The 23,458-nt window shown below is 72.3% G+C and carries 25 protein-coding genes and 1 tRNA gene; 16 read left to right on the top strand and 10 right to left on the bottom strand.

The annotated features are described in order from the left end of the window. The first annotated feature begins 99 nt into the window (after positions 1 to 99). Both FDO69_RS05575 and FDO69_RS05570 read left to right on the top strand, forming a co-directional pair. Positions 100 to 1,086, top strand: coding sequence for an aldo/keto reductase (locus FDO69_RS05575; protein WP_104778626.1), 987 nt, complete (start codon positions 100 to 102; stop codon positions 1,084 to 1,086). Beyond that, positions 1,083 to 3,704: a helix-hairpin-helix domain-containing protein gene (locus FDO69_RS05570; RefSeq protein ID WP_167526529.1), complete on the top strand. Its 2,622-nt coding sequence runs from the start codon at positions 1,083 to 1,085 to the stop codon at positions 3,702 to 3,704. Before FDO69_RS05575 ends, FDO69_RS05570 begins: the two co-directional genes overlap by 4 nt. Before the next feature lie 63 nt (positions 3,705 to 3,767). Here FDO69_RS05570 and FDO69_RS05565 read toward each other — a convergent pair whose 3' ends face one another. Next, positions 3,768 to 4,475, bottom strand: coding sequence for a hypothetical protein (locus FDO69_RS05565; RefSeq protein ID WP_104778625.1), 708 nt, complete (start codon positions 4,473 to 4,475; stop codon positions 3,768 to 3,770). Positions 4,476 to 4,522: 47 nt separating this feature from the next. Here FDO69_RS05565 and FDO69_RS05560 point away from each other — a divergent pair, with 47 nt between their 5' ends. Beyond that, positions 4,523 to 4,711, top strand: a complete 189-nt coding sequence (locus FDO69_RS05560) for a DUF5703 family protein (RefSeq protein WP_010045410.1) — start codon at positions 4,523 to 4,525, stop codon at positions 4,709 to 4,711. Between the two features lie 76 nt (positions 4,712 to 4,787). Here FDO69_RS05560 and FDO69_RS41575 read toward each other — a convergent pair whose 3' ends face one another. From FDO69_RS41575 to FDO69_RS05545, 3 genes are all read right to left on the bottom strand, one after another. Beyond that, positions 4,788 to 5,693: a chaplin gene (locus FDO69_RS41575; protein WP_167526528.1), complete on the bottom strand. Its 906-nt coding sequence runs from the start codon at positions 5,691 to 5,693 to the stop codon at positions 4,788 to 4,790. A 131-nt stretch (positions 5,694 to 5,824) separates the two neighbouring features. After that, the gene (chpH, locus tag FDO69_RS05550) at positions 5,825 to 6,058 is read right to left on the bottom strand and encodes a chaplin ChpH (RefSeq protein WP_030608446.1); all 234 of its coding nucleotides are present in this window, start codon (positions 6,056 to 6,058) and stop codon (positions 5,825 to 5,827) included. Between the two features lie 149 nt (positions 6,059 to 6,207). Continuing rightward, positions 6,208 to 7,533 (bottom strand): M20/M25/M40 family metallo-hydrolase, encoded by a 1,326-nt coding sequence (locus tag FDO69_RS05545; protein WP_104778623.1) that lies wholly within the window; start codon positions 7,531 to 7,533, stop codon positions 6,208 to 6,210. 196 nt (positions 7,534 to 7,729) lie between these two features. On the opposite strand from FDO69_RS05545, the gene FDO69_RS05540 reads away from it, so the two are divergent. After that, positions 7,730 to 7,814: transfer RNA gene (locus FDO69_RS05540), tRNA-Leu, on the top strand. A gap of 63 nt (positions 7,815 to 7,877) precedes the next feature. Then, positions 7,878 to 8,252: a YchJ family protein gene (locus FDO69_RS05535; protein ID WP_104778622.1), complete on the top strand. Its 375-nt coding sequence runs from the start codon at positions 7,878 to 7,880 to the stop codon at positions 8,250 to 8,252. A gap of 83 nt (positions 8,253 to 8,335) precedes the next feature. On the opposite strand, the gene FDO69_RS05530 is transcribed toward FDO69_RS05535, so the two are convergent. Continuing rightward, on the bottom strand, positions 8,336 to 9,037 hold the full coding sequence (locus FDO69_RS05530) for a FadR/GntR family transcriptional regulator (RefSeq protein ID WP_104778621.1): 702 nt from the start codon (positions 9,035 to 9,037) through the stop codon (positions 8,336 to 8,338). Positions 9,038 to 9,175: 138 nt separating this feature from the next. Here FDO69_RS05530 and FDO69_RS05525 point away from each other — a divergent pair, with 138 nt between their 5' ends. From FDO69_RS05525 to FDO69_RS05510, 4 genes are read left to right on the top strand one after another with little or no spacing between them, the layout of a single operon-like run. Continuing rightward, positions 9,176 to 9,694 (top strand): gluconokinase, encoded by a 519-nt coding sequence (locus FDO69_RS05525; protein WP_104778620.1) that lies wholly within the window; start codon positions 9,176 to 9,178, stop codon positions 9,692 to 9,694. Between the two features lie 51 nt (positions 9,695 to 9,745). Then, positions 9,746 to 11,143 carry a GntP family permease gene (locus FDO69_RS05520; RefSeq protein ID WP_104778619.1) on the top strand — a complete coding sequence of 466 codons (1,398 nt, stop codon included), beginning with the start codon at positions 9,746 to 9,748 and terminating at the stop codon, positions 11,141 to 11,143. Between the two features lie 10 nt (positions 11,144 to 11,153). Beyond that, positions 11,154 to 11,918, top strand: coding sequence for an SDR family oxidoreductase (locus FDO69_RS05515; RefSeq protein ID WP_104778618.1), 765 nt, complete (start codon positions 11,154 to 11,156; stop codon positions 11,916 to 11,918). Positions 11,919 to 11,935: 17 nt separating this feature from the next. Further along, the gene (locus FDO69_RS05510; protein WP_104778896.1) at positions 11,936 to 12,967 is read left to right on the top strand and encodes an L-idonate 5-dehydrogenase; all 1,032 of its coding nucleotides are present in this window, start codon (positions 11,936 to 11,938) and stop codon (positions 12,965 to 12,967) included. A 363-nt stretch (positions 12,968 to 13,330) separates the two neighbouring features. Here FDO69_RS05510 and FDO69_RS05505 read toward each other — a convergent pair whose 3' ends face one another. The 4 genes from FDO69_RS05505 to FDO69_RS05490 form a co-directional block, all read right to left on the bottom strand. Continuing rightward, entirely contained in the window at positions 13,331 to 13,954 is a 624-nt protein-coding gene (locus tag FDO69_RS05505; RefSeq protein WP_104778617.1) for a cytochrome b/b6 domain-containing protein, read from the bottom strand. Next, positions 13,938 to 14,663 carry a molybdopterin-dependent oxidoreductase gene (locus tag FDO69_RS05500; protein ID WP_104778895.1) on the bottom strand — a complete coding sequence of 242 codons (726 nt, stop codon included), beginning with the start codon at positions 14,661 to 14,663 and terminating at the stop codon, positions 13,938 to 13,940. Before FDO69_RS05500 ends, FDO69_RS05505 begins: the two co-directional genes overlap by 17 nt. Before the next feature lie 111 nt (positions 14,664 to 14,774). Further along, positions 14,775 to 16,310: an APC family permease gene (locus tag FDO69_RS05495; protein ID WP_104778616.1), complete on the bottom strand. Its 1,536-nt coding sequence runs from the start codon at positions 16,308 to 16,310 to the stop codon at positions 14,775 to 14,777. A gap of 38 nt (positions 16,311 to 16,348) precedes the next feature. Then, positions 16,349 to 17,299: a hypothetical protein gene (locus FDO69_RS05490; protein ID WP_104778615.1), complete on the bottom strand. Its 951-nt coding sequence runs from the start codon at positions 17,297 to 17,299 to the stop codon at positions 16,349 to 16,351. Positions 17,300 to 17,663: 364 nt separating this feature from the next. On the opposite strand from FDO69_RS05490, the gene FDO69_RS05485 reads away from it, so the two are divergent. The 4 genes from FDO69_RS05485 to FDO69_RS05470 are packed head-to-tail and all read left to right on the top strand — an operon-like array spanning position 17,664 to position 19,892. Beyond that, positions 17,664 to 18,569 (top strand): DMT family transporter, encoded by a 906-nt coding sequence (locus FDO69_RS05485; protein WP_104778614.1) that lies wholly within the window; start codon positions 17,664 to 17,666, stop codon positions 18,567 to 18,569. Positions 18,570 to 18,614: 45 nt separating this feature from the next. After that, complete coding sequence (locus FDO69_RS05480; RefSeq protein WP_104778613.1) at positions 18,615 to 19,130, top strand: NUDIX hydrolase; 516 nt, start codon at positions 18,615 to 18,617, stop codon at positions 19,128 to 19,130. A gap of 37 nt (positions 19,131 to 19,167) precedes the next feature. Then, entirely contained in the window at positions 19,168 to 19,560 is a 393-nt protein-coding gene (locus FDO69_RS05475; RefSeq protein ID WP_104778612.1) for a YidH family protein, read from the top strand. Continuing rightward, positions 19,557 to 19,892, top strand: a complete 336-nt coding sequence (locus FDO69_RS05470) for a DUF202 domain-containing protein (RefSeq protein ID WP_104778611.1) — start codon at positions 19,557 to 19,559, stop codon at positions 19,890 to 19,892. The genes FDO69_RS05475 and FDO69_RS05470 overlap by 4 nt, the downstream gene beginning before the upstream one ends. Before the next feature lie 141 nt (positions 19,893 to 20,033). On the opposite strand, the gene FDO69_RS05465 is transcribed toward FDO69_RS05470, so the two are convergent. After that, complete coding sequence (locus FDO69_RS05465) at positions 20,034 to 20,978, bottom strand: NADP-dependent oxidoreductase (protein WP_104778610.1); 945 nt, start codon at positions 20,976 to 20,978, stop codon at positions 20,034 to 20,036. Between FDO69_RS05465 and FDO69_RS05460 the strand changes: the two genes are divergently transcribed. The 3 genes from FDO69_RS05460 to FDO69_RS05450 are packed head-to-tail and all read left to right on the top strand — an operon-like array spanning position 20,968 to position 23,432. Then, on the top strand, positions 20,968 to 21,168 hold the full coding sequence (locus FDO69_RS05460; protein ID WP_138430061.1) for a hypothetical protein: 201 nt from the start codon (positions 20,968 to 20,970) through the stop codon (positions 21,166 to 21,168). The two genes, FDO69_RS05465 and FDO69_RS05460, sit on opposite strands and share 11 nt — an antisense overlap. A gap of 9 nt (positions 21,169 to 21,177) precedes the next feature. Continuing rightward, positions 21,178 to 22,212 (top strand): phosphotransferase family protein, encoded by a 1,035-nt coding sequence (locus tag FDO69_RS05455; RefSeq protein ID WP_104778609.1) that lies wholly within the window; start codon positions 21,178 to 21,180, stop codon positions 22,210 to 22,212. Between the two features lie 5 nt (positions 22,213 to 22,217). Continuing rightward, positions 22,218 to 23,432, top strand: a complete 1,215-nt coding sequence (locus tag FDO69_RS05450; protein ID WP_104778608.1) for an acyl-CoA dehydrogenase — start codon at positions 22,218 to 22,220, stop codon at positions 23,430 to 23,432. Positions 23,433 to 23,458 lie beyond the last annotated feature (26 nt).

Genomic DNA, 23,458 nt, shown 5'->3' with positions numbered 1-23,458 from the left:
ACGGGCTGCGGCCGGGTCGGGGCGACCCGCCGGCCGCCCAGGGAAATCCGTCGACCGCGGCCACCCACACGTACGTTCTGGCCAGTAATCTCGGCGTTCATGGAGCAGAGGCATCTCGGCCGCACCGGCCTTCGTGTGTCCCGCATCGGGCTCGGCACCCTGACCTGGGGGCGGGACACCGACGAGCACGACGCCGCTGACCTGATGAAGACGTTCTGGGAAGCGGGCGGGACCCTCGTCGACACCGCGGACGTGTACGGGGACGGTGAGGCCGAGTACCTGCTCGGCAGGCTCATGGAAGGGCTGGTGCCGCGCCGGGACCTGGTCATCTCCACCAAGGCCGGCAGCGTGCCGGACCCCGACCGCCGGTTCGACGGCTCCCGCGGTCATCTGCTCTCCGCGCTGGACGCCTCGCTCGCCCGGCTCGGCACGGACCACGTCGACCTGTGGCACGTGCACGCTTTCGACCCCGACACCCCGCTGGAGGAGAGCCTCCAGGCCCTCGACCTGGCGGTCTCCAGCGGGCGTGCCCGGTACGCCGCCGTCTCCAACTTCTGCGGCTGGCAGCTGGCCAAGGCCGCGACCTGGCAGCTGGCGGCCCCCGGCACCCGGACCCGGCTGGCCGGTACGCAGCTGGAGTACTCCCTGCTGCAGCGCGGTGTGGAGCGGGAGGTGCTGCCGGCCGCGCTGGACCTGGGCATAGGGCTGCTGCCCTCCTCGCCGCTCGGCCGCGGCGTGCTGACGGGCAAGTACCGGGGGGACACGGTGCCGCCGGACTCGCGTGGCGCCTCGGAGCACCTCGCGCCCTTCGTCGCGCCGTACCTCGACGACACGGCGAGCCGCATCGTGGACGCCGTGGCGACCGCGGCCGACGGGCTGGCGGTGACGCCGCTCCAGGTGGCCCTGGCGTGGGTGCGCGACCGGCCCGGCGTGGCCGCCCCGATCGTCGGCGCGCGCAACGCGCAGCAGCTCACGGCGGCATTGTCAGTGGAGACCCTTAGTCTTCCTGACGAGATCTGCCGGGCGCTCGACGATGTGTCGGTGCCCGTGCACCGCTATCCCGATCACGACTGGAGCACGCTGTGAGCACGGAGCCCGAGACCACGGAGAACGCCGAGCCGGGGACGCCGGGAACCGAGGTCACACCGGCCGGCGGTGCCGGAGAGGCCGACACCGGGCAAGCGCCCGACACCGAGAGCGGCGACGGGGGCGCCGGGGAGATGTCCGAAGCGGAGGCCGGTGACGCGGGCGCCGGGGGCGGCGACGGGGACGCCAGGGAGATGTCCGAAGCGGAGGGCGGTGACGCGGGCGCCGGGGGCAGTGACAGGGGCGCCGGGCAGGTCGCCGAAGCGGAGGGCGGTGACGCGGGCGCCGGGGGCGGTGACGGGGGCGCCGGGGAGGTGTCCGAAGCGGAGGCCGGTGACGCGGGCGCCGGGGGCGGCGACGGGGACGCCAGGGAGGTGTCCGAAGCGGAGGGCGGTGACGCGGGCGCCGGGGGCAGTGACGGGGACGCCGGGCAGGTCTCCGAAGCGGAGGGCGGTGACACGGGCTCCGAGCCCGGCACCGGGGGCGGTGACGCCGGCGTCGGGCAGGTGTCCGAGGCGGAGGCCGAGCTTCGGGCCCAGCAGGTCGAGCGGGAGCGTATCGAGCAGCGCAAGGCCGAGAAGAAGGCGCCGATCGAGAGCGGCACGAGGCTGCGCGGCAAGGCCGCCGATCTGCTCGCTGCCGTACGAGCAGTCGAGAGCGGCGAGAAGCCGGCGGCCACGGTCTTCGAAGAACCCCGGCCCGCCCCTCGGCGGCCCGCCCCCGAGCCGGAGCGGCGGCCGCAGCCGGTGGCTCCCGAGCCCGTCGCCGCGTCGGCGGCTCCCGCGCCGGAGACGGTTCAGGCCGTCCGGCTGGTGCTCGGCGAGGGCGGTGCGCCGGAAGCGCTCGCACCGCAGGTCGCCGCGGCTCTCGGCGAGAGAGCGGCCGAACAACTGCGCGCCGACCCCTGGCAGTTGCTGCGGGTCGTCGGTGTGCGTCCCGAGCAGGCCGACGGTTTTGCACGGGCCCTGCTCGGCACCGGGTGCGGCCCGGACGACGAGCGGCGCGGCCGGGCCCTCACCGGCTGGCTCCTGGAGCAGGCGGCGCTGGCCGGGCACACCGCCCTGGAGATGCCCGCGCTCCTCGCGGCCCTGGCCCAGCGGGGTGTGCCGGAACCCGACGCCGCCGTGCAGGGCGCCATCGCGGAGGGCGAGGCGCTGGTCTTCCAGGACGCCCTGGAGGAGGAGGCCGGTACTGCGGCCCGGAGCGACGAGGACGGCGCGGAGGAGGACGAGGAGCGTCCGGTCCGTGTCCTGGTCGGGCTGGAGCGGTACGCGCTGGCGGAGGAGAGCCTGGCCGACGGCCTGGCCCGGCTGGTCAACTCGGCGCCCAAGCAGGACGGTTCGGCCGCGGACTGGGAGCGGGCCGCCGCCGCGGCCCAGGGGTCCACCGCGGAGCTGATCCGCGCGGTGGCCGGTCAGGGCCTGGTGCTGCACACCGGCGGGGAGGCGTCCCTGGCCGAGCCCGCGGCCCTGCTGAACGCCGCGCGGTCTCTCGGGCTGCGGGCTTGGGCGGCCACGCACGGCCCGATCGGCCGCAACCGTTTCGCGGCTCTGCTGCGGCAGGCCGGCGGGCCGGCGGGGGAAGCGGCCGACGCCTCCCGGCAGCCCGGTGCGGCCGCCGGGGACGCGCCCGGCCGTCCCGCGGCTGACGCTCCCGGCATCGGCGTCCCCGTCGCCACCGTCTCCGGACTGCTCGCCGGTCTCGAAGGGCCCGGCCGGGACGCGGACGGGGCCCTCGATCTCGATCTGCTCGTGGTGCTCGACGCGCCCCAGCTGGATGTCGAGACGGCGGCTCTGCTGACCGAGTCCATGCCGGACGGGGCACGGCTGGTCCTGGCCGGGGATCCGGCGGTGCTCTGGTCCGTGGGCCCGGGCCGGGTGTTCGCGGACCTGCTCGCGGCGCGGATCTGCCCCCAGGTGGCCTCGCGGCGGCCGGATCCCGGGCCGTTGGGCGAGCTGGTCTCCGGTATCGGCGTCGGCGAGCTGAACAAGGTCGAGGCTCCCGGCAAGGAGCTGGTGATCGTGCCGGTGCGGGATGCGGGCGAGGCCGTGCACCGGGCGGTCCAGCTCGTCGTGGACTCGGTGCCGCGGGCGATCGGTGTGCCGGCGGAGGAGACCCAGGTGATCACCCCCGGGCACGGCGGTGCCGTCGGGACGCGGGTGCTCAACGCCGCGCTGAAGGAGCGGCTCAATCCGGGCCCGGGCCGCTTCGGCGGCTTCGACCCCGGTGACCGGATCGTCCACTCCCCCGTGCCGGGGCGTGCGATGCCCGGCCGGGTGGTGACGGCGGACGCCGAGGGGCTGCACCTGTCGTGTGAGGGCGAGACCGTCGTCGTGCCCAAGGAGCGGGTGGAGCAGTCGGTGCGGCACGGGTGGGCGCTGACCGCGCACCAGGCCGTGGGGAGCCGGTGGCCCGCGGTGGTCGTGGTGCTGCCCGGCGATGCGGCGCAGTCCCTCAGCCGGCCGTGGGTGTACACGGCGTTCGGGCGGGCCGACCGGCATCTGTCCGTGGTGCACGGGGTGGAGCAGGCACTGCCCCGTGCCGTTGCCGAGGTTCCGGCGAAGCCGCGCACGACCCGGCTCCCGGTGCTGCTCGCGCCACAGGTCAGCGGCGCGTGACGGGGGTGGTGGTCAGGGGCCCGGGCCCCTGACCACCACCCCCGTGGTCGCCGACGTGTGTGCTCAGCGGCGGTCCGCGTCCAGCGGCTCCAGGTCCTCGTCCTCACCCAGGTCGCCTCGAAACTCGTCCTCCGGACCGTCGACGTCCTCGTCCTCTTCGTCCTCGTCGACGTCGTCGTCGAAGACGGCGCTGACGTCGAAGCGGCAGACGACCTGCTGCGGGTCGACCTGCTCGAAGGGCTCCTCCAGCCACTCGCCGGGATCGGCCGGTTCGTCCGCCGCCGTCACCCAGAGCGTGGAGTCGCCCTCCTCCAGCCCGAACTCCTTGTGCCGGGACGCGATCTCGTCGGGCTCGAACTCGCCGAACAGCAGCCCGAGCGCGCCGTGCACCGTCCCGGAGGCCGGGGAGCCGTCATCGCCCTCCGCGGCCTCGATCCGCTCTGCCTGAGCCAGCAGGCGCTGCGGCTCGGAGACGGCGTAGTCGCGACGGATCAGCACGCTCAGCGCGTTGGGTTCCTCGGGGCCCGTGTACGGGGGCAGCGCGTCCTCCGCACCGGGGATTTCGAAGGGTGTGACCTCGTCATAGCGGTCGTAGAGCAGTTCGTCGTACACCTCTGCGGCCGCGGCCAGCTGGTTGAACGCCTCGAACACGGCCGGGTCGTCCTCCCCCGACCTGCGTTCGACCGCGGCCAGGTGGCGGTCGAGCGCGGTCTTGACCGCCTCGGCGGCGGCGCGTACCTCGGCAGCGGTGGGCTGCGCAGCATCAGACATAGTGCAGACGCTATCCGTACCGGGGCCCAGCCCGCACAATAGATGCGATGCCGGAATACGAATTTGTCGACGTGTACGTACCGCGCGGGGTCTCCCGCAAGGAAACGGCACGTCTGCTGACGGACCACGCGGAGTACGGACACTGGGAGTTGCACCGTCTGAGCCTGCTGCGCGACGGCAGCCGCAAGGTGCGGTTGCGTCGGCGGATCATCCGCCAGGTGCGGGCCACGTGGTGAGCGAGGACGGGGCACGGGAAGAAGGCACATGACGGAGCGGGCCCCGCGTCTGCGGGGCCCGCTCCGTTTGCGGGTGTCAGGCCGAGGCGCGCGCCTTGCGGTAGAGGACCGCGCCCGCGAGCAGCGCGCCCGCGCCGGCCGGCAGGACCAGGCCGAGCGGCAGGTCGCTGCCGGTGCTGGCGAGCTGGGCCTCGCCGTGGGGCTGGGTGACGAATCGGCCGCCCGGCTTGTTGCCGTGCGAGGAGCCGCCCGGGGTCTCGCCACTCGTGGAGGGCGGGGTGCCCGGAGTGCCGGGGTGACCGGGGTTGCCGGGGTTACCAGGGTTGCCGGGGTTACCAGGGTTGCCGGGGTTGCCCGGGTTCCCAGGGTTGCCCGGGTTCCCAGGGTTGCCCGGGTTCCCAGGGTTGCCCGGGTTCCCAGGGTTGCCCGGGTTCCCAGGGTTGCCGGGGTTACCCGGGTTCCCAGGGTTGCCGGGGTTGCCGGGGTTGCCCGGGTTCCCAGGGTTGCCCGGGTGGCCCGGGGTTCCGTGGCCGCCGCCACCGTTCGAGCAGTCGTTGCCCGTGCTGGGGTTGGCGACGCCGATGACGTCGACACTGTTGCCGCAGACGTTCACCGGCACGTGGATCGGCGCCTGGACGTGGTTGCCCGACCCCACGCCGGGCGAGTCGGTGGCGTGCCCGTCGGCGTGGGAGCCGCCATGGCCACCGTGCCCGCCGTGGCTGCCCGACGGCGATCCACCGCCCTTGTTGGCGCACGAGTTGCCCACCGACGGGTTGAGCACACCCACGACGTTGACGGTGTTCCCGCACACGTTGACCGGCGCGTACACCGGCGCCTGCACCGAGTTTCCGGAGAGCACACCGGGCGAGCCCGACGCGGAACCCTGGGCGCCCGAGTCGGCGTGCGCGGCGCCGCCCGCGGCGGCGATCACGCCGGTCGCGGCCGCCACGGTCATCAGACCCTTGCGGGTGACCTGTCGCATTTACTGAATACCTGCCTTCGACCCTGTATCGAATTCTTCTCGAATTCCCCGAAAGAAGCGTTCGGTCCCGGAGCGCATGGCACGCGCTCCGGGACCGATGGCTTTGGACTCCCCTCAGAGAGGGGGAAGCATCACTTGTTGATGCAGGTGTTGCCGAAGGCGGGGTTCAGCAGCCCGATCACGGAGACCGTGTTGCCACAGACGTTCACCGGGACGTGAACGGGCACCTGGACAACGTTGCCGGACAGGACGCCCGGGGAGTGCACGGCGGCACCCTGAGCACCCGAGTCGGCGACGGCCAGGCCCGCGCCCGCGAGAACCAGCCCACCGGTGGCAGCCGCAGCAGCGACGACCTTCTTGATCATTATTCCTCCTAGTTGGCAAAGCGACCCATCGTGCGATCGCATTACCTGTAACGAGGAGGGAGTAATGAGGCTACGAGCTTATGGTCGCATTCACTCTTCCCAGTCGATTCCGTACGCGCGACCGAATACCACCGTTCCGCGGGGCCGGTTCAGGACAGGTCGATGAAGCGGTCGAGCACCCGCACGCCGAACTGCAGGCCCTCCACCGGCACCCGCTCGTCCACGCCGTGGAACATGCCGGCGAAGTCCAGCTCCGGCGGCAGCTTCAGCGGCACGAAGCCGAAGCCCCGGATGCCCAGGTCGTCGAAGGACTTGGCGTCCGTCCCGCCCGAGAGCATGTAGGGGATCGCCTTGGCGGTCGGGTCCTCGGCCAGCAGCGCGGACTGCATCGCCCCCACCAGCGCCCCGTCGAAGGTGGTCTCGACGGCCTTGTCGGCGTGGACGTCCTCGCGGCGCACGTTCGGGCCGAGGATCCGGTCGAGGTCGGCGAGGAACTCCTCCTCGTGGCCGGGCAGGAACCGTCCGTCGACGTGGGCGGTCGCCTCGCCCGGAATGACGTTGACCTTGTAACCGGCGCCGAGCTGCGTCGGGTTGGCCGTGTTGCTCAGGGTCGCGCCGATGAACTTGGCGATGCCTCCGAGCCTGACGAGGGTCGACTCCATGTCCTCCGGGTCGAGTTCGGTGCCGAGCGCGTCGCCGAGTTCGTCGAGGAAGGCGCGGGTGGTCTTGGTGACCCGCACCGGGAACTTGTGCCGCCCGAGCCGCGCGACGGCCTCCGACAGCTCGGTGATCGCGTTGTCCCGGTGGATCATCGATCCGTGCCCGGCGGTGCCGGCCACGGTGAGCTTCATCCAGTGCATGCCCTTCTCGGCCGTCTGGATCATGTAGAGCCGCCGCTGTTCGTTGACGGTGAACGAGAACCCGCCCACCTCGCTGATCGCCTCGGTGACGCCCTCGAACAGCTCGGGGTGCTTGCGCACGAGGTGCTTGGCGCCGTAGGTACCGCCGGCCTCCTCGTCGGCGAGGAAGGCCAGGACGATGTCGCGCGGGGGCTTGCGCCCGCTGCGCAGCCGGTCGCGGACGACCGCGAGGGTCATCGCGTCCATGTCCTTCATGTCGACGGCCCCGCGGCCCCACACACAGCCGTCGGCGACCTCGCCGGAGAAGGGGTGGTGGGTCCAGTCGTCGGCGTTGGCCGGTACGACGTCGGTGTGGCCGTGGATGAGGAGCGCGGGCCGGGAGGGGTCCTCGCCCTCGATGCGGGCCACCGTGGAGGCGCGGCCCGGGTGGGACTCGAAGATCTGCGGTTCGAGTCCGACCTCGGCGAGCTTCTCGGCGACGTACTCCGCCGCCTTGCGCTCGCCCGGACCCGAGTGGTCGCCGTAGTTGCTGGTGTCGATCTGGATCAGCTCGCGGCAGAGGTCCACGACCTCGTCCTCGCCGGTGACGCTCCTGGCCGTGTCCGTCTCGCTCACGTGCTTCCTCCCGGTGTCACTGCTGGTGGGTCCCCCTCATCCTCTCTCTCCCGCGCCCGCACCCCAAGAGCGCTCCCGGCCCGTCACACGCCGTTCACGCCTCACCGGGGTGCGGACAGGGGGTGATCGGCCACCCCGGAAAGCCTGGTAATGTTTACGTCGTCGCCGCGGGGAAAACCCACGCGACAGACACCTTGTCCGGGTGGCGGAATGGCAGACGCGCTAGCTTGAGGTGCTAGTGCCCTTTATCGGGCGTGGGGGTTCAAGTCCCCCCTCGGACACATGAGCCTGAGGGCCGTGACCGCGAGGTCACGGCCCTCAGGCGTTTCCGCGGAAAGGTGACCATGACCAGGCGTTCCTGCCCGTGCGGGCTTCCCGAGGCGTACGAGACGTGCTGCGGGCGGTTTCACTCCGGGGCCGCTGCCGCGCCGACCGCCGAGGCGTTGATGCGGTCGCGGTACTGCGCCTTCGTGCAGGGAGACGTGGCGTATCTGCTGCGGACCTGGCATCCGCGGACGCGGCCCGGGACGCCGGAGCTGGATCCGGGGATGCGGTGGACCGGACTGGAGATCCTGGGCACGAGCGGCGGCTCGGCGTTCCACACCACCGGGACCGTGGAGTTCCGGGCGTCGTACCGGGGCGGGTCGCTGCACGAGCGGAGCCGGTTCGAGCGGGTCGACGGGGCCTGGGTGTACGTCGACGGGGAGTTCCCCGCGTAGCGGAGCGGCGGCGGGACGGCGGGGCGTTCCCGGCACAGCGGGGGCGACGGCGGGACGAAGCGGAGTTCGAGGCGGAGCCGGGGCTACGGCGCCAGGATGTCGAGTTCCTGGAGGGCACCGACCGTGATCTCGCGGGTCAGTGCCTCCGCGCGGGCGGCGTCGCCCGCGCGGACCGCCTCGGCGACCTGGACGTGCAGGGTGACGGCGGCCGGGTCGGGGTCCTCGAACATCACGTCGTGCTGGGTGCGGCCGGTCAGGACCTCGGCGACGACGTCGCCGAGGCGGGCGAACATCTCGTTGCCGGAGGCCTCCAGGACGACGCGGTGGAAGGCGACGTCGTGCAGGAGGTAGCCCTCCAGCTTGTGGCCGCGTGAGTGGGCGACCATGCCGAGGGCGCACTCGGTGAGTTCGGCGCACTGCTCGGCCGTGGCGTGCCGGGCGGCGAGGCCGGCCGCGATCGGTTCGACGGCCGAGCGCAGCACCGTGAGGGACCGCAGCTGCCGGGGCCGGTCCGCGCCGGCCAGGCGCCAGCGGATGACCTGCGGGTCGTAGACGTTCCACTCGGACTTCGGGCGGACCGTGACGCCGACACGGCGGCGGGACTCGACCAGGTACATGGATTCCAGGACGCGGACCGCCTCGCGCATCACGGAGCGCGACACGTCGAAACGCTGGGCGAGCTCGTCGGTGCGCAGGACGCTGCCCGGCGGGTACTCACCCGCCGTGATCTCGGGGCCGAGGGTGTCCAGTACATGGCCGTGCAGCCCCCGGCCCGGTGTGGTCATGCACTCAGCGTACGGGGTAGATCACGGAGACAAAAAGTCAGACTTATTGATGACGAGCTCTTGAATTCGTCGTACCTAATGGGTTTCAGTTGCGTCGACATCACGTGTCGACCTCGGACAGCAGACAGTGAGGCAGCGATGAACACCCCCCACGTCGTCGTGGTCATGGGCGTAGCGGGCACCGGCAAGACCACCATCGGTCCCCTGCTCGCGGCCCGGACCGGCGTTCCCTACGCCGAGGGCGACGACTTCCACCCCGAGGCCAACATCGCCAAGATGTCGGCCGGTACCCCGCTCACCGACGAGGACCGCCTGCCGTGGCTCGACGCCATCGGCGCGTGGGCGCACGGGCGGGCCGGGGTCGGCGGGGTGGTCAGCTGCTCGGCGCTGAAGCGGTCCTACCGCGACCGGCTGCGGGCCGCCGCACCCGGCGTGGTCTTCGTGCACCTCGCCGGTGACCGCGCGCTGATCGAGGACCGGATGTCACACCGGCAGGGGCACTTCATGCCCACGGCGCTGCTCGACTCCCAGTTCGCCACGCTCCAGCCCCTGGAGGCGGACGAGGCGGGGGTCGAGGTGAACGTCTCGGGCAGTCCGGAGGAGATCACCCGGCGGGCGGTGCTCGCCCTGGAGAACCTCCCCGAACCCGTCCAGTAGCCCCTGGCGGCCGCTTCCCCCCTACTCCCCCAACGCAAGGGAACCCACCCCGTGACCAGACTCAGCGTCGAGATGCTGGCAGCGGACGCACCCGAGCCGATCACCTCGGCCGGCCACGCTCAGCTGGGCATCGCCGTCCTGGCGGGCATCGCCGTCATCGTCCTGCTCATCACCAAGTTCAAGCTGCACGCCTTCCTGTCACTGACCCTCGGGTCGCTGGCGCTCGGCGCGATCGCCGGGGCGCCGCTGGACAAGGTGCTCACCAGCTTCAGCGCCGGCCTCGGCACCACGGTCGCCGGTGTCGGTGTGCTGATCGCCCTCGGGGCGATCCTCGGCAAGATGCTCGCCGACTCCGGAGGCGCCGACCAGATCGTCGACACCATCCTGGAGAAGGCCGGCGGGCGGTCGATGCCGTGGGCGATGGTGCTGATCGCCTCCGTGATCGGACTGCCGCTGTTCTTCGAGGTCGGCATCGTGCTGCTGATCCCGGTCGTGCTGATGGTCGCCAAGCGCGGCAACTACTCGCTGATGCGCATCGGGATCCCGGCGCTCGCAGGCCTGTCCGTGATGCACGGCCTGGTGCCGCCGCACCCCGGTCCGCTGGTCGCGATCGACGCCGTCGGGGCCGACCTCGGTGTGACGCTGGCGCTCGGTGTCCTCGTCGCCATACCCACCGTGATCATCGCCGGCCCGGTGTTCTCGAAGTACGCGGCCCGCTGGGTCGACGTCCAGGCCCCCGAGAAGATGATCCCGCAGCGCCCCTCCGAGGAGCTCGACAAGCGCCCCGGCTTCGGTGCCACGCTCTTCACCGTGCTGCTTCCCGTGCTCCTCATGCTCGCCAAGGCGCTGGTCGACATCGTCGTGGACGACCCCGGGAACCCGGTGCAGCGCGTCTTCGACGTCATCGGCGCCCCGATGATCGCCCTGCTCGCCTCGGTGCTGGTCGGCATCTTCACGCTGCTGCGACCCGCCGGCTTCTCCAAGGAGCGGATCTCGCCGCTCGTGGAGAAGGGCCTCATGCCGATCGCGGGCATCCTGCTGATCGTCGGCGCGGGCGGTGGCTTCAAGCAGACGCTGATCGACACCGGTGTGGGCCAGATGGTCCTGGACATCTCCGAGGACTGGGCCATCCCCGCGCTGCTGCTGGCCTGGCTGATCGCGGTGGTGATCCGCCTGGCGACGGGTTCGGCGACGGTGGCCACGGTCTCGGCGGCCGGTCTGGTCGCCCCGCTCGCGGCCGACATGTCGACCACGCACGCCGCCCTGCTCGTCCTCGCCATCGGCGCCGGCTCGCTCTTCTTCAGCCACGTCAACGACGCCGGGTTCTGGATGGTGAAGGAGTACTTCGGGCTGAGTGTCGGCCAGAACATCAAGACCTGGTCCGTCATGGAGACGATCATCTCGGTGGTCGCCGGCGGTCTGGTCCTGCTGTTGTCCCTCGTGATCTAGGGGTGCGGCGATGACGGCTCACCCCCTTTTCGACATCGGCGGCCGTACGGCCCTGGTCACCGGTTCCAGCCGGGGCATCGGACTCGCCCTCGCGCGCGGTCTGGCGGAGGCCGGCTGCACGGTCGTGCTGAACGGACGCGACGAGGACCGGCTCGCCGAGGCCGCCGCGGGGCTGCCCGGCGACCGGGTGCACACGGCCGCGTTCGACGTGACCGACGGATCATCGGTGGCCTCGGGGGTCGCCGAGGTCGAGGAGCGGGTGGGCCCGCTCGACATCCTCGTCAACAACGCGGGCATGCAACTGCGCGCCCCGTTGCTGGAGTTCGGGGAGTCCGACTGGCACCGGATCCTGGACACGAATCTGACCAGTGCGTTCCTGGTCGGCCGGGAGGCGGCGCGCCGGATGACGGAGCGCGGCCACGGGAAGATCATCAACATCTGCTCGCTGCAGAGCGAGGTGGTGCGGCCCGGGATCGCGCCGTACGCCGCCACCAAGGGTGCGCTGAAGATGCTCACCAAGGGCATGTGCGCGGATTGGGGGCCGTACGGGGTGCAGGTCAACGGGCTGGGCCCGGGCTACATCGAGACCGAGCTGACCCGGCCGCTGGTGGAGGACGAGGAGTTCAGCGCCTGGGTGCGGCGGCGCACCCCGGCCGGGCGCTGGGGGCGTACGCAGGACCTGGTGGGCGGGGTGCTGTTCCTCGCCTCCCCCGCGGCGGACTTCGTCAGCGGGCAGGTGCTGTATGTCGACGGCGGTATGACGAGCGTGCTGTGACCTGCCGGGAGGCTTCGATGCGGGGTTGTGTGATCCACGGTCAGGGCGATCTGCGGGTGGCTGAGCTGCCGGTGCCGGAGCCCGGGCCGGGGCAGGCGCTGATCGCCGTGCGGTACGGCGGGGTGTGCGGGTCCGATCTGCACTACTGGCGGCACGGCGGGGTCGGTGACTTCCGGTTGCGGGAGCCGATGGTGCTCGGGCACGAGGTCGTCGGGACGGTGGTGGAGTACGGCCCCGGCGGTGCCGGTCCGGCTCCGGGTACCGCGGTCGCCGTGCATCCGGCCACTCCGTGCGGGGTGTGCCCGGAGTGCGCGGCCGGGCGGCGCAACGTCTGCCGGGACACCCGGTATCTCGGGAGTGCGGCGCGGTTTCCCCATGTGCAGGGGGCTTTCGCGGGTCAGGTGGTCGTGCCCTCCGGGCAGGTGCGGGCGCTGCCCGACGGGCTGGAGCTGCGGCGGGCGGCGCTGGCCGAGCCCTTGGCGGTCGCTCTGCACGCGGTGCGGCGAGCCGGGGAGGTGGCGGGGCGGCGTGTGCTGGTGACGGGTGCCGGGCCCATCGGGTGTCTGGTGGTCGCGGCGGCGAAGGCGGCCGGGGCCGCGCACGTGACGGTCTCGGACCTGCTGCCCGAGGCGTTGGAGTACGGGCGGATCGCCGGGGCCGGGAGTGCCGTACGGGCCGACGATCCCGATGACCGTGGGTGGCCGGACGAGGTCGATGTGGCCGTCGAGGCGTCCGGGGTGGCAGCGGGGCTGGACGCGTGTCTGCGGCGGGTGCGGCGGGGTGGGGTCGTCGTGCAGCTGGGGATGCTGCCGGCGGGGCACAGTCCGTTCGCCGGGAACCTGGTGGTGAGCCGGGAGATCGAGCTGCGGGGGGCGTTTCGCTTCGACGGTGAGTTCGATGACGCGTTGGCTCTGCTGGCCGGGGAGCGGGCGTTCGACGGGCTGATCAGTGCGGTGGTTCCCGTGGGGGAGGCCGAGTCGGCTTTTGCCCTGGCCGCTGATCGGAGTCGGTCGTGCAAGGTGCTGTTGGATTTCGCGGCTTCGTCGTAGGGGTGTGCGTCGTCGGGTGGGTGCGGGTGCGGTGTGGTTGATCGCGCCGTTCCCCGCGCCCCTGAGGCGAGGAACTGCCGGCGGCTCAACCGGTGCGGGAGCGGTGTGGTTGATCGCGCCGTGCCCCGCGCCCCTGAGGCGAGGACCTGCCGGCGGCTCAACCGGTGCGGGAGCGGTGTGGTTGATCGCGCCGTGCCCCGCGCCCCTGAGGCGAGGACCTGCCGGCGGCTCAACCGGTGCGGGAGCGGTGTGGTTGATCGCGCCGTGCCCCGCGCCCCTGAGGCGAGGAACTGCCGGCGGCTCAACCGGTGCGGGTGCGGTGTGGTTGATCGCGCCGCTCCCCGGGCCCCTGGGGCGGAAGGACTAAGGGCGCCATAGGGGGTGCTCTCGTTTCGCCCACTCTCTGGTCACCTTGCCTGTGCGCATGCCTCTTCTGGACTCCGGGTCCGCCAGGGCCATGCCGATGTGGCCGGCCAGGACGATGCCGATGGTGAGGGCCAGCCAGTCGTGGACGAAGGTGGCGCTGGTGCGCCAGAGCAGGGGGGTGAGGTGGGTGAACCACATCATCAGGCCCGTGGCGAGCATGACCAGTGTGGCGCCGGCGATCCAGGAGGCGTAGAGCTTCTGGCCGGCGTTGAACTTGGCCGCGGGGCGGGACGACCGGCGTTTGTCGCGGTGCAGGGCGGCGCGCAGCCAGGTGCGGTCGTGCGGGCCGAAGCGGTTGAGGCGGCCGAGGTCGGCACGGAAGACGCGGGAGGCCAGCGCGGCCAGGACGGGGACGGGCAGGGCGAGACCGGCCCACTCGTGCAGGGTGACGACCAGAGCGCGGCGGCCGACGAGTTCGGCGAGCTGGGGGATGTAGAGGCAGGCCGCCGTGACGACGCAGACGCCCATCAGCGCGGCCGTCGTGCGGTGGATCCAGCGCTGCAATGGGGTGAAGCGGCGCACACGGGCCGTGGCCGGTGGCGTGTCAGCTCGTAGGGTCATCGTCGCGTCCGTTCGAGCGGCCCACCCAGGCGTCGACGTCGTAGCCGCGCTCCTCCCAGTAGCCCGGCCGGACCTCGTCGGTGACGGTGATGCCGGAGAGCCACTTGGCGGACTTGTAGAAGTACATGGGCGCCACGTAGAGGCGGACCGGGCCGCCGTGGGAGTGGCCGATGTCCTTGTCCTGCATGCGCAGGGCGACCAGGACGTCCGCGCGGCGGGCCTGGTCGAGGGTGAGGCTCTCGGTGTACGTGCCGTCGAAGCAGGTGAAGCGGATGGCCTTGGCCGTGGGGCGTACCCGCGCGGCGTCCAGGAGCCGGGAGAGGCGTACGCCCTCGAAGGGGGTGTCGGGGACGCGCCAGCCCGTGACGCACTGGACGTCGCGGACCATGCGGGTCTGGGGCAGGGCCCTCAGGTCGTCGAGGGTGTAGGTCGCGGGGCGGTCGACCAGGCCGTCCACGGTGAGGCGGTAGGTGCCGGCGTTCTTGCGCGGGACGGACGAGGCGACCGAGTAGTAGCGGAAGCCGCCGCCGTTCGGGAGCAGGCCGGTCAGTCCGGTGGGGTCCTTGTCGGCCGCGCCGCCGAGGAAGCCCTCCAGGCCGCGTTGCAGTGGTGGGGCCGCGACCACGCCGACGGCGCCCAGGGCGAGGGTGCCGAGGAAGACGCGGCGGCCGATCGGGGTGCCCCGTTCTTCGGGGTGTTCGTCGCTCACACCCTTGGGTACGTCCTGGTTCACGTACTCATTCGAACACCCGCGGCCCCGGTACGACAGGGAGCGCGGGTGCTCGTCAGACTTCCGTAACCACTTCTTACGGGAGCCGCCTCAGGAGGAGGCGGCCTTGTCCAGCTGGAACGCCTCGTTGCCGAGGCCGATCCGGGCGTGCTTCTCGGGGGCGCGGGCGCGCAGCACCAGGCCGAGGGCCACGCCGACCAGCGCGGCCAGGCCGATGATGCCGGGCAGCACCCAGCTCAGCGAGGAGTCGGGGCCGGCGCCGACCAGCACCTCGAAGTCCTTCACCGTGTAGCCGGCGATCACCAGCAGGGCGATGCCCGCCAAGGCGGACGTGACCAGCCGCCAGGCCTGGGCCCCCGCGGCGCCGCGGCGGACGAAGAAGACGACGACGGACAGGGACGCCGCCGCCATCAGCACGATCACGCCGAGGGCGCCGACGTTGCCGAACCAGGTGAACAGCTGCAGGACGGGCGCGGTGGGGTCGCCGACCGGCTTGTCGTCGGCGACCGCGAAGGCGGCCACGACCACCACGGCCACGACGGTCTGGAGCAGCGAGCCGGTGCCGGGGGCGCCGCTGCTGCCGCTGGTGCGGCCGAAGGCGGCGGGCAGCAGGCCCTCGCGGCCCATGGCGAAGGCGTAGCGGGCGACGACGTTGTGGAAGCTGAGCAGCGCGGCGAACATGCCGGTGACGAACAGGACGTGCAGGACGTCGGTGAAGGTGCCGCCGAGGCGGGACTCGGTGAGGAAGAACAGCAGCCCGGCGCTCTGCTTCTGGGCCGTGCCGACGATGGCGGCGGGTCCGGTGGCGACGGTGAGGGCCCAGCTGCTGAGGGCGAAGAAGACGGCGACCCCGCCGACGGCGAGGAACATCACGCGCGGCACCAGGACGTGCGGGCGGCTGGTCTCCTCGGCGTAGACGGGGGCCTGCTCGAAGCCGAGGAACGCGGCGATGCAGAAGCACAGCGCGGTGCCGACACCGGCTCCGGTGAGGGTGTCGGGGTTGAAGGCGTGCAGCGACAGGCCGTCCTTGCCGGGGTCGGCGAGGGCGGCCACGTCGAAGACGACGACCAGGAGCACCTCGATGACCAGCAGCACACCGAGCACGCGGGCATTGACGTCGATCTTGAGCCAGCCCAGCAGCCCGACGGCGAGCGCGGCCACGAGCGCGGGTATCCACCAGGCGATCTGCACGTCGGCGTAGGTGGCGAGGAGCCCCGAGACCTCGAAGCCGAAGATGCCGTAGATGCCGACCTGGAGCGCGTTGTAGGCGACGAGGGCCACCAGGGCGGCGCTCGCGCCCGCGGTGGCGCCCAGGCCCCGGCGGATGTAGGCGTAGAAGGCGCCCGCGTTGTGGACGTGGCGGCTCATCTCGGCGTATCCGACGCTGAACAGGATCAGGACGACGCCGAGGACGACGAAGAGCAGCGGCTGGCCGACGATGCCCATCACCGCGAATGTGGTGGGCATGACACCCGCGACGACCATGAGCGGGGCGGTCGCCGCGAGGACGGAGAGCAGCAGTCCCCCGGTGCCGAGCCGGTCGGCCCGCAGGGCGCGCTCCTGCCCCTTGAACGTACTGATGCCGCCGGGGGCGGAGGTGTTCGTGTCCGGACTGTCCGTGGTCATCGGGGGAACGTCCTCACTCTTCGGGTCGGGGGGGGGTGTCAGGCCGTGCCGAGCGCGGCGGCGCGGGCGGCGGCGAAGGCGGTGTGCGGGTCCCGGTCCGGGTACGACCAGGGAGCCGGTGTGGCGTGCCGGCCGATCCGGTGGAAGAGGGCGGCGGCCTCGGCTCCCCGCCCCTCGCAGAACTTGGCGTGGGCGAGGAAGTTCAGGTCGATCAGCCGCCGCGGGTGCCCCTCCAGCTCCCATTCCAGCCACCAGTCGAAGGCGGCCTTCATGACCTGCCGGGCGCGGCGGCCCGTCCAGTGGCCGGAGGCGGCCGGGTCGGCGGGTTGGTGTCCGGCGGCGGCCAGCACGCGGTAGCGCTCCGCGTGCGCGATCACCGGCAGGATCGCGAGCGGGGAGTCGGCGGGTGCCTGTTCGGCGGCCCAGTTGGCGAAGTCGTAGACCTCGTGCAGCGGGTCCGGGCCGGCCTCGGTGCGGCGGGAGGCGAGCCGGGCGAGGATCAGATGGTGGGCGTGGTGGTGGTCGGTGTACCGGCCGCGGACCGCCTCGAAGCTGCGGACGGCGTCCTCGTCGCTCCCGAGCGCGCACTCCAGCATGAGCAGGCCCAGCCAGGGGGTGGGGTCGGCGGGGACCCGGGCCGCGGCGGTCCTGCACGCCTCACGGGCGCGGTCGGGTGTGGTCTTGCCGTGCAGTGCGCGCCGGACCTGGGCGAGGGCGAGCAGCACGGAGGCGTCGGCGGACTCCGGTTCGGCGAGGAGCCACTCCTTGGCCCACGCGGCGCAGGAGGACTCCCGGGCGAGGACGGTGACGCGGTGGCCGCGCCGGTCCCAGTCGTCCCCGGTGTGCACCAGCAGGGAACGGGCGTTCTGCCAGCGGCCCTGCGCCAGTGCGGCGCGCGCGGCCACGAGATCGGCGTCGTCGAGGGCCTCGTCGAAGGCCTGCGCCGCACGTCTGCGGCCACGGCCGAGGGGAGGCGGGGGTGGGGACACCGCGGAACTTCCTCACGCGCTCTTCTGGTGTTTCGGCTCACGGCGACAGAAGGAGCGCGTATGTGCGCATCGCCATGGGCTGATCACGCACAGCCAACCCCCAGCCAACGGTCGGCGTCAAGGGCCGCCAGGGCCTTACACGCGTCAACTGCCGTTACTCGTGAGCTTCTTGTGATCCTGGAGACCAGAGGGACAGGCGTGGTCCGCATCCGTTTTTTCCCTTACGTCCCGCGTGACGTACGTCATAGCGTGAGCTGCCGCCGCCCCCGACGATGGCATGACGTACGGGCGCGCCGGGTGGAGCCGGCCGGTACAGTCGGCCCCTACGCAACCGTGACCCGACCTGACGATCGAGGTACACCGCGTGTCGGTTCTAGTCCTGGCGCTCGCCCTGGGTGCCGCCTGCTGTCTCGGCTTCGGCTTCGTCCTCCAGCAGAACGCGGCCCAACGGGCCCCGCTGAGCGATTTCCTCTCCTTCCGGCTGCTGCTCGACCTCGTGAAGGTGCCCCGCTGGCTCGGCGGCATCGCGCTGATGGTGGTCGGCATGGGCCTGGGCGCCGCCGCGCTGGGGCAGGGCGAGCTGTCACTGGTGGAACCGCTGCTGGCGACGAACCTCCTCTTCGCGCTGGCGCTCTCCCGCAAACAGAGCCGGCAGCCGCTGGGCCGCCAGGGCTGGGCGGGCCTCTTCCTGCTGGCCGGCGGGGTGACCGCGTTCATCGTGGCGGGCCGGCCGGAGGGTGGCGCGGCGACGGCCGATCCGGTGCGGCAGTGGCTGATCATCGGGATCATGATCGGGCTCGCCCTGCTGCTCACGACGCGCGGCAAGCGGTCCCGGCTGAGCTCGGGCCCGGTGCTGCTGGCCCTGGCCGCCGGGCTGCTGTACGGCGTGCAGGACGCGCTGACCAGGATCAGCGGGCAGAAGGTCTCCGACGGCGGCTTCGCCGGGTTGCTCACCGGCTGGGAGCCGTACGCGGTGCTCGCGCTCGGGGTCACGGGGCTGGTCCTCGTGCAGAGCGCGTTCGAGACCGCGTCCCTGCGCAAGTCGCTGCCCGCCCTGACCGCGGCCCAGCCGCTCGCCGGGATCCTCTGCGGCGTCGGCTTCCTGGGCGACCGACTGCGCACCGACGCGGTGGCCCTGAGCTGGGAGGCCGGTGGCCTGCTGGCCGTCGTCGCCGGGATCGTGCTGCTGGGCATGCATCCGGCGATGCCGCACGGGGCACCGGAACGGGCCCGCGTGGCCGCTCCCGCGGTCAGTCCGGCCTCGCCCTGACGGGCCTCGCACCGCCCGGGGCGCGTGTCCTGCTTGGATGAGGGCATGAGCGCTGCTGACGAGATGCTCGACATCGTCGACGAGAACGACCAGGTCGTCGGACAGTCCCCGCGCGGCGAGGCCTACGCCCTGGGCCTGCGCCATCGTTGCGTCTTCGTCCTGGCCCGGGACGCCGAGGACCGGATCTTCGTGCACCGGCGGACCCCGACCAAGCTGGTCTTCCCCTCCCTGCACGACATGTTCGTCGGCGGAGTCGTCGGCGCGGGCGAGTCCTACGACGCCGCGGCCGTGCGGGAGGCCGAGGAGGAACTCGGCGTGACCGGCCTGCCGCAGCCGCGGCACCTCTTCACGTTCCTGTACGACAACGGCTCCGGCCGGACCTGGTGGTCGGCGGTCTACGAGGTCCGCTGCGCGCTTCCGGTACACCCTCAGGCCGAGGAGGTGGCCTGGCACGACTTCCTGCCCGAGGCCGAGGTAGAGCGGCGCCTGGCCGACTGGGAGTGGGTGCCGGACGGGCTCGCGGCGTACGAGCGGCTCAAGGTGTTGTGGGCGTCCGGCTGAAGACGGCCCGGCGCGGCTCCCGGGTAGGGTCGCTCACGTGATCGAGTTCGTACGGAACGTCCGGTTGTGGTTCGCGCCCGCGGAGGTCAGGGAGGACGGCGAGACGCCCGACTACCGGTTCTCGCTGGCCAACGAACGCACCTTCCTCGCCTGGCTGCGCACCGCGCTCGCACTGATCGGCGGCGGTTTCGCGGTGGACCAGTTCCTGCCGGACCTGCGCTGGGGATGGCGGGTCGGGCTCGCGCTCGCGCTGCTGGCCGCGGGCGTGCTGTGCTCCCTGCGGGCGGTCAACCACTGGGTGCGCTGCGAGCGGGCCATGCGCCGCGGCGAGGACCTGCCGGTGTCCCGGTTCCCGGCGCTGCTGAGCCTGGTCGTCGCGGTCGTGGCCGTGGCCATGGTCGTGGTGGTGCTGGTGGGGTGGGAGGGGTGAGTGGGCCGGCCGCCCGGCAGCGGGACCCCGACCGCGATCCCGGGCTCCAGCCGGAGCGGACCCGGCTCGCGTGGCGGCGCACGACGCTGTCGGGCACGGTCGTCGCCGTGCTCGCGGTGAAGACCGTGCTGCACGGCGGGGCCTCCGCGGCCGGCGTCGTCGCCTGCGCCGCGTGCTGTGTGCTCTGGCTGGGCTTCCTGAGCATCGCGCACCGGCGTATCCGCGCTCTCGCGGTCGCCGCGAGCCCCGCGGCGTTCGCGCCCCGGCACGCGGCAGCCGCGGTGCTCTGCACGGTGGCGATGGCGGTGTGCGGCGCGGCCCTCGTCCTGTAAGGCCTCCGAGGTGCAGGTCCTCGCCCTGCTTGCACTCCGAGGTTCAGGCCCTCGTCCTGGGCACAATCCGAAGTAGGCCCTCGTCCTGTGCGCCTCCGAGGTTCAGGCCCTCGTCCTGTTTCCACTCCGCGGTTCAACCCCTCATTCCTGCTCGCTCTCCCAGTCCACCGTCACGACGATCTTGCCGCGCGTGCGGCCCTCCTGGCTCAGCCGGTGCGCGTCGGCGGCCCGCTCCAGGGGGAACGTCTCGTCGACGTGCACGCTGACGACGCCCTGCTCCGCCAGGTCGGCCAGGCGCTGGAGGTCCTGGGCGTCGGGGCGGACGAAGTAGTAGCGGCCGCCGTAGGTCACGACGTCGTTGTCGGCGATCGACGCCAGGCGGCCCTCGGGCGCCAGCAGGTTCGCCGAGACCTTCAGAGCGTCTCCGCCAACGGTGTCGAACACCGCGTCCACACCCTCCGGGGCCAGTCCGCGCACCCGCTCGCCCAGGCCCTCGCCGTACACCACCGGCTCCCCGCCCAGGCCCCGCACGAAGTCGTGGTTCGGCTCGCTCGCCGTACCGATCACCCGGGCGCCGAGGTGGACGCCGAGCTGGACGGCGATCGAGCCGACGCCGCCGGCCGCGGCATGCACGAGCACTGTCTCGCCCCGCTTCACCTGGAGCACCTTGACCAGCACCTGGTGGGCGGTGAGACCGGCCAGCGGCAGCCCGGCCGCCTCCTCGAAGGAGAGGTTGCGCGGCTTGCGCGCGAGAGTGCGCAGGGGCGCGGCCACGTACTCGGCGAAGGTGCCGCGGGAGAGGAAGTCCTCGCGCACGTATCCGATCACCTCGTCACCGACGTCGAACTCCGAGACGGCCGCGCCCGGCCGCACGACGACGCCCGAGACGTCCCAGCCGGGCACCACGGGGAAGACGGGGGCGAGGATGCCGTCGAGGTAGCCCTCGCGGGCCTTCCAGTCGACGGGGTTGACGGCCGCCGCCCGCACCTTGACCAGCACCGCGTCGGGACCGACCTTCGGGTCGCGCACCTCCCCGAACGCCAGCACCTCGGGACCGCCGTACCGTGAGTAGCTGATGGCCTTCATGGCTTTGACCTTCCGGGCTCGCCGGGCGGCGCGCAAGCCGGATGACCTGAACGAACCGGCCGAAACCTCCCCGGCCGCCGCGCGGGAGGAGCCGTCGGCCTATCGTGGCTCCGATCACGTTTCGGTCCCGCTCTGGACGACATACCGACCGGTCGGCATCATGAGTCGGGAACTGTTCACCTGCCCGTAGGAGCGACGCATGAGCCCCGACCATCCGCCCGGACTGGATCTCGAACGGTTGCGCGACCTGCTCGACCGCGAGCGGCCCGGCCTGGTGAACGGCCCGCTGTCCGGCCGGCTGATCGAGGGCGGACGGTCCAACCTCACCTACGCGGTCTCCGACGGCGCGTCCCGCTGGGTCGTGAGACGGCCCCCGCTCGGGCATGTCCTGGCCACCGCGCACGACATGAAGCGCGAGCACCGGGTGATCAGCGCCCTGCACCCGACCGCCGTGCCCGTTCCGCGGCCGGTGCTGCTGTGCGAGGACGAGGAGGTGCTCGGGTCGCCGTTCTACGTCATGGAGTTCGTCGACGGCACGCCCTACCGCACCGCCGGCGAGCTCGCCCAGATCGGCGCGGAGCGGACCCGGGGCGCGGTGCTCAACCTCGTCGACACGCTGGTGGAGCTGCACGCGGTCGACCCGGGCGAAGTGGGTCTGGCGGACTTCGGCCGGCCCGAGGGCTTCCTGGACCGGCAGCTGCGGCGCTGGGGCAAGCAGCTGGACGCCTCCCGCAACCGGGACCTGGACGGCATCGACGAGCTGCACGCCGCCCTCGGGCGCGACCTGCCCCACTCCCCCGCCCCGGCCGTCGTGCACGGCGACTACCGGCTCGACAACGTCCTCATCGGCGAGGACGACCGGATCAGGGCCATCCTCGACTGGGAGATGTCGACGCTGGGCGATCCGCTCACCGACCTCGGCCTGCTGGTGATGTACAGCATGCCGCTCGGCATGCCCGACTCCCCCGTCTCCACGACCGCCGAGGCGCCCGGGCATCCGGCGCCGTCGGAACTCATCGAGCGGTACGCCGCGCGCTCGGGGCGCGACGTCTCCGCGGTCTCCTGGTACACGGCGTTCGCCTGGTTCAAGCTCGCCGTGATCCTCGAGGGCATCCACTACCGCTACACGCTGGGCCAGACGGTCGGACGCGGCTTCGACCGCATCGGCGACCTCGTCCCCGTCTTCGTCCGGCACGGACTGACCACGCTCCACGAAGGCCTCCAGGAGGGCTGATCCACATGGACTTCGCTTTCGACGCGCGCACCGAAGAGCTGCGCGCCAAGCTCCTCGCCTTCATGGACGAGTACGTCTACCCGGCCGAGGCCGTCGCGCACGAGCAGCGCGAGCGGCTCGCCTCGCCCTGGGAGACCGTGCCCGTGGTGGAGGAGCTCAAGGCCGAGGCCCGCAGGCAGGGTCTGTGGAACCTCTTCCTGCCGGACTCCGAGTACGGGGCGGGGCTCACCAACCTCCAGTACGCGCCGCTCGCCGAGATCATGGGCCGCTCCCCGCAGCTGGCGCCGACCGTGACGAACTGTGCGGCGCCCGACACCGGGAACATGGAGGTGCTCACCCAGTTCGGCGACGAACAGCAGCGCAAGCAGTGGCTGGAGCCGCTGCTGGCCGGCGAGATCCGCTCGGCGTTCGCGATGACCGAGCCGGACGTGGCCTCCTCGGACGCCACCAACATCACCACGCACATCGAGCGCGACGGCGACGAGTACGTCATCACCGGGCGCAAGTGGTACATCTCCGGGGCGATGCACCCCGACTGCAAGATCTTCATCGTGATGGGCAAGACCGACCCGGACGGGGAGGACATCCGCCGCCAGCAGTCGATGGTGCTGGTGCCGCGCGACACCCCCGGCGTCACCATCAAGCGGGCCATGCAGGTGTTCGGGTACGAGGACCACTACCACGGCGGTCACGCCGAAGTGATCTTCGACCGGGCGCGTGTGCCTGCGTCGAACCTGGTCGGCGAGGAGGGCGGCGGTTTCGCCATCGCGCAGGCACGGCTCGGCCCCGGGCGGATCCACCACTGCATGCGGCTGATCGGCATGGCCGAGCGGGCGATCGAGCTGATGTGCCGGCGGGCCGTGTCCCGCACCGCGTTCGGGAAGGCGCTGGCGCAGCAGGGCGTGGTGCACAACTGGATCGCGGACGCGCGGGTGACGGTGGAGCAGCTGCGGCTGCTGGTGCTGAAGACCGCGTGGCTGATGGACACCGTGGGCAACCGCGGTGCGCACACCGAGATCCAGTCCATCAAGATCGCCACGCCCCGGGCCGTGGTGGACATCCTCGACCGGGCGATCCAGTTGCACGGTGCCGGCGGGGTGAGCCAGGACTTCCCGCTGGCGGAGCTGTACGCGGGGGCGCGGACGCTGATGATCGCGGACGGTCCGGACGAGGTGCATCAGCGGTCGCTGGCGCGGCGGGAGCTCAAGCGGTACGTGTGACGGCCGCGTGCGGCGGGGGCCCGCCC

It is taken from the genome of Streptomyces tibetensis, from assembly GCF_007655005.1.
Classification (GTDB): domain Bacteria; phylum Actinomycetota; class Actinomycetes; order Streptomycetales; family Streptomycetaceae; genus Streptomyces; species Streptomyces tibetensis.
The sequence above is the reverse complement of the archived record's forward strand: the minus strand, read 5'-3'. Positions and strand labels throughout refer to the sequence as shown.

Coding starts and splice junctions, on each gene's coding strand:
- FDO69_RS05575 (WP_104778626.1), top strand. CDS start 100: ATGGAGCAGAGGCATCTCGGCCGCACCGGCCTTCGTGTGTCCCGCATC.
- FDO69_RS05515 (WP_104778618.1), top strand. CDS start 11,154: ATGACGGCTCACCCCCTTTTCGACATCGGCGGCCGTACGGCCCTGGTC.
- FDO69_RS05560 (WP_010045410.1), top strand. CDS start 4,523: ATGCCGGAATACGAATTTGTCGACGTGTACGTACCGCGCGGGGTCTCC.
- chpH (WP_030608446.1), bottom strand. CDS start 6,058: ATGATCAAGAAGGTCGTCGCTGCTGCGGCTGCCACCGGTGGGCTGGTT.
- FDO69_RS05565 (WP_104778625.1), bottom strand. CDS start 4,475: ATGTCTGATGCTGCGCAGCCCACCGCTGCCGAGGTACGCGCCGCCGCC.
- FDO69_RS05505 (WP_104778617.1), bottom strand. CDS start 13,954: ATGACCCTACGAGCTGACACGCCACCGGCCACGGCCCGTGTGCGCCGC.
- FDO69_RS05460 (WP_138430061.1), top strand. CDS start 20,968: ATGGCCTTCATGGCTTTGACCTTCCGGGCTCGCCGGGCGGCGCGCAAG.
- FDO69_RS05525 (WP_104778620.1), top strand. CDS start 9,176: ATGAACACCCCCCACGTCGTCGTGGTCATGGGCGTAGCGGGCACCGGC.
- FDO69_RS05465 (WP_104778610.1), bottom strand. CDS start 20,978: ATGAAGGCCATCAGCTACTCACGGTACGGCGGTCCCGAGGTGCTGGCG.
- FDO69_RS05495 (WP_104778616.1), bottom strand. CDS start 16,310: ATGACCACGGACAGTCCGGACACGAACACCTCCGCCCCCGGCGGCATC.
- FDO69_RS05455 (WP_104778609.1), top strand. CDS start 21,178: ATGAGCCCCGACCATCCGCCCGGACTGGATCTCGAACGGTTGCGCGAC.
- FDO69_RS05480 (WP_104778613.1), top strand. CDS start 18,615: ATGAGCGCTGCTGACGAGATGCTCGACATCGTCGACGAGAACGACCAG.
- FDO69_RS41575 (WP_167526528.1), bottom strand. CDS start 5,693: ATGCGACAGGTCACCCGCAAGGGTCTGATGACCGTGGCGGCCGCGACC.
- FDO69_RS05535 (WP_104778622.1), top strand. CDS start 7,878: ATGACCAGGCGTTCCTGCCCGTGCGGGCTTCCCGAGGCGTACGAGACG.
- FDO69_RS05510 (WP_104778896.1), top strand. CDS start 11,936: ATGCGGGGTTGTGTGATCCACGGTCAGGGCGATCTGCGGGTGGCTGAG.
- FDO69_RS05530 (WP_104778621.1), bottom strand. CDS start 9,037: ATGACCACACCGGGCCGGGGGCTGCACGGCCATGTACTGGACACCCTC.
- FDO69_RS05450 (WP_104778608.1), top strand. CDS start 22,218: ATGGACTTCGCTTTCGACGCGCGCACCGAAGAGCTGCGCGCCAAGCTC.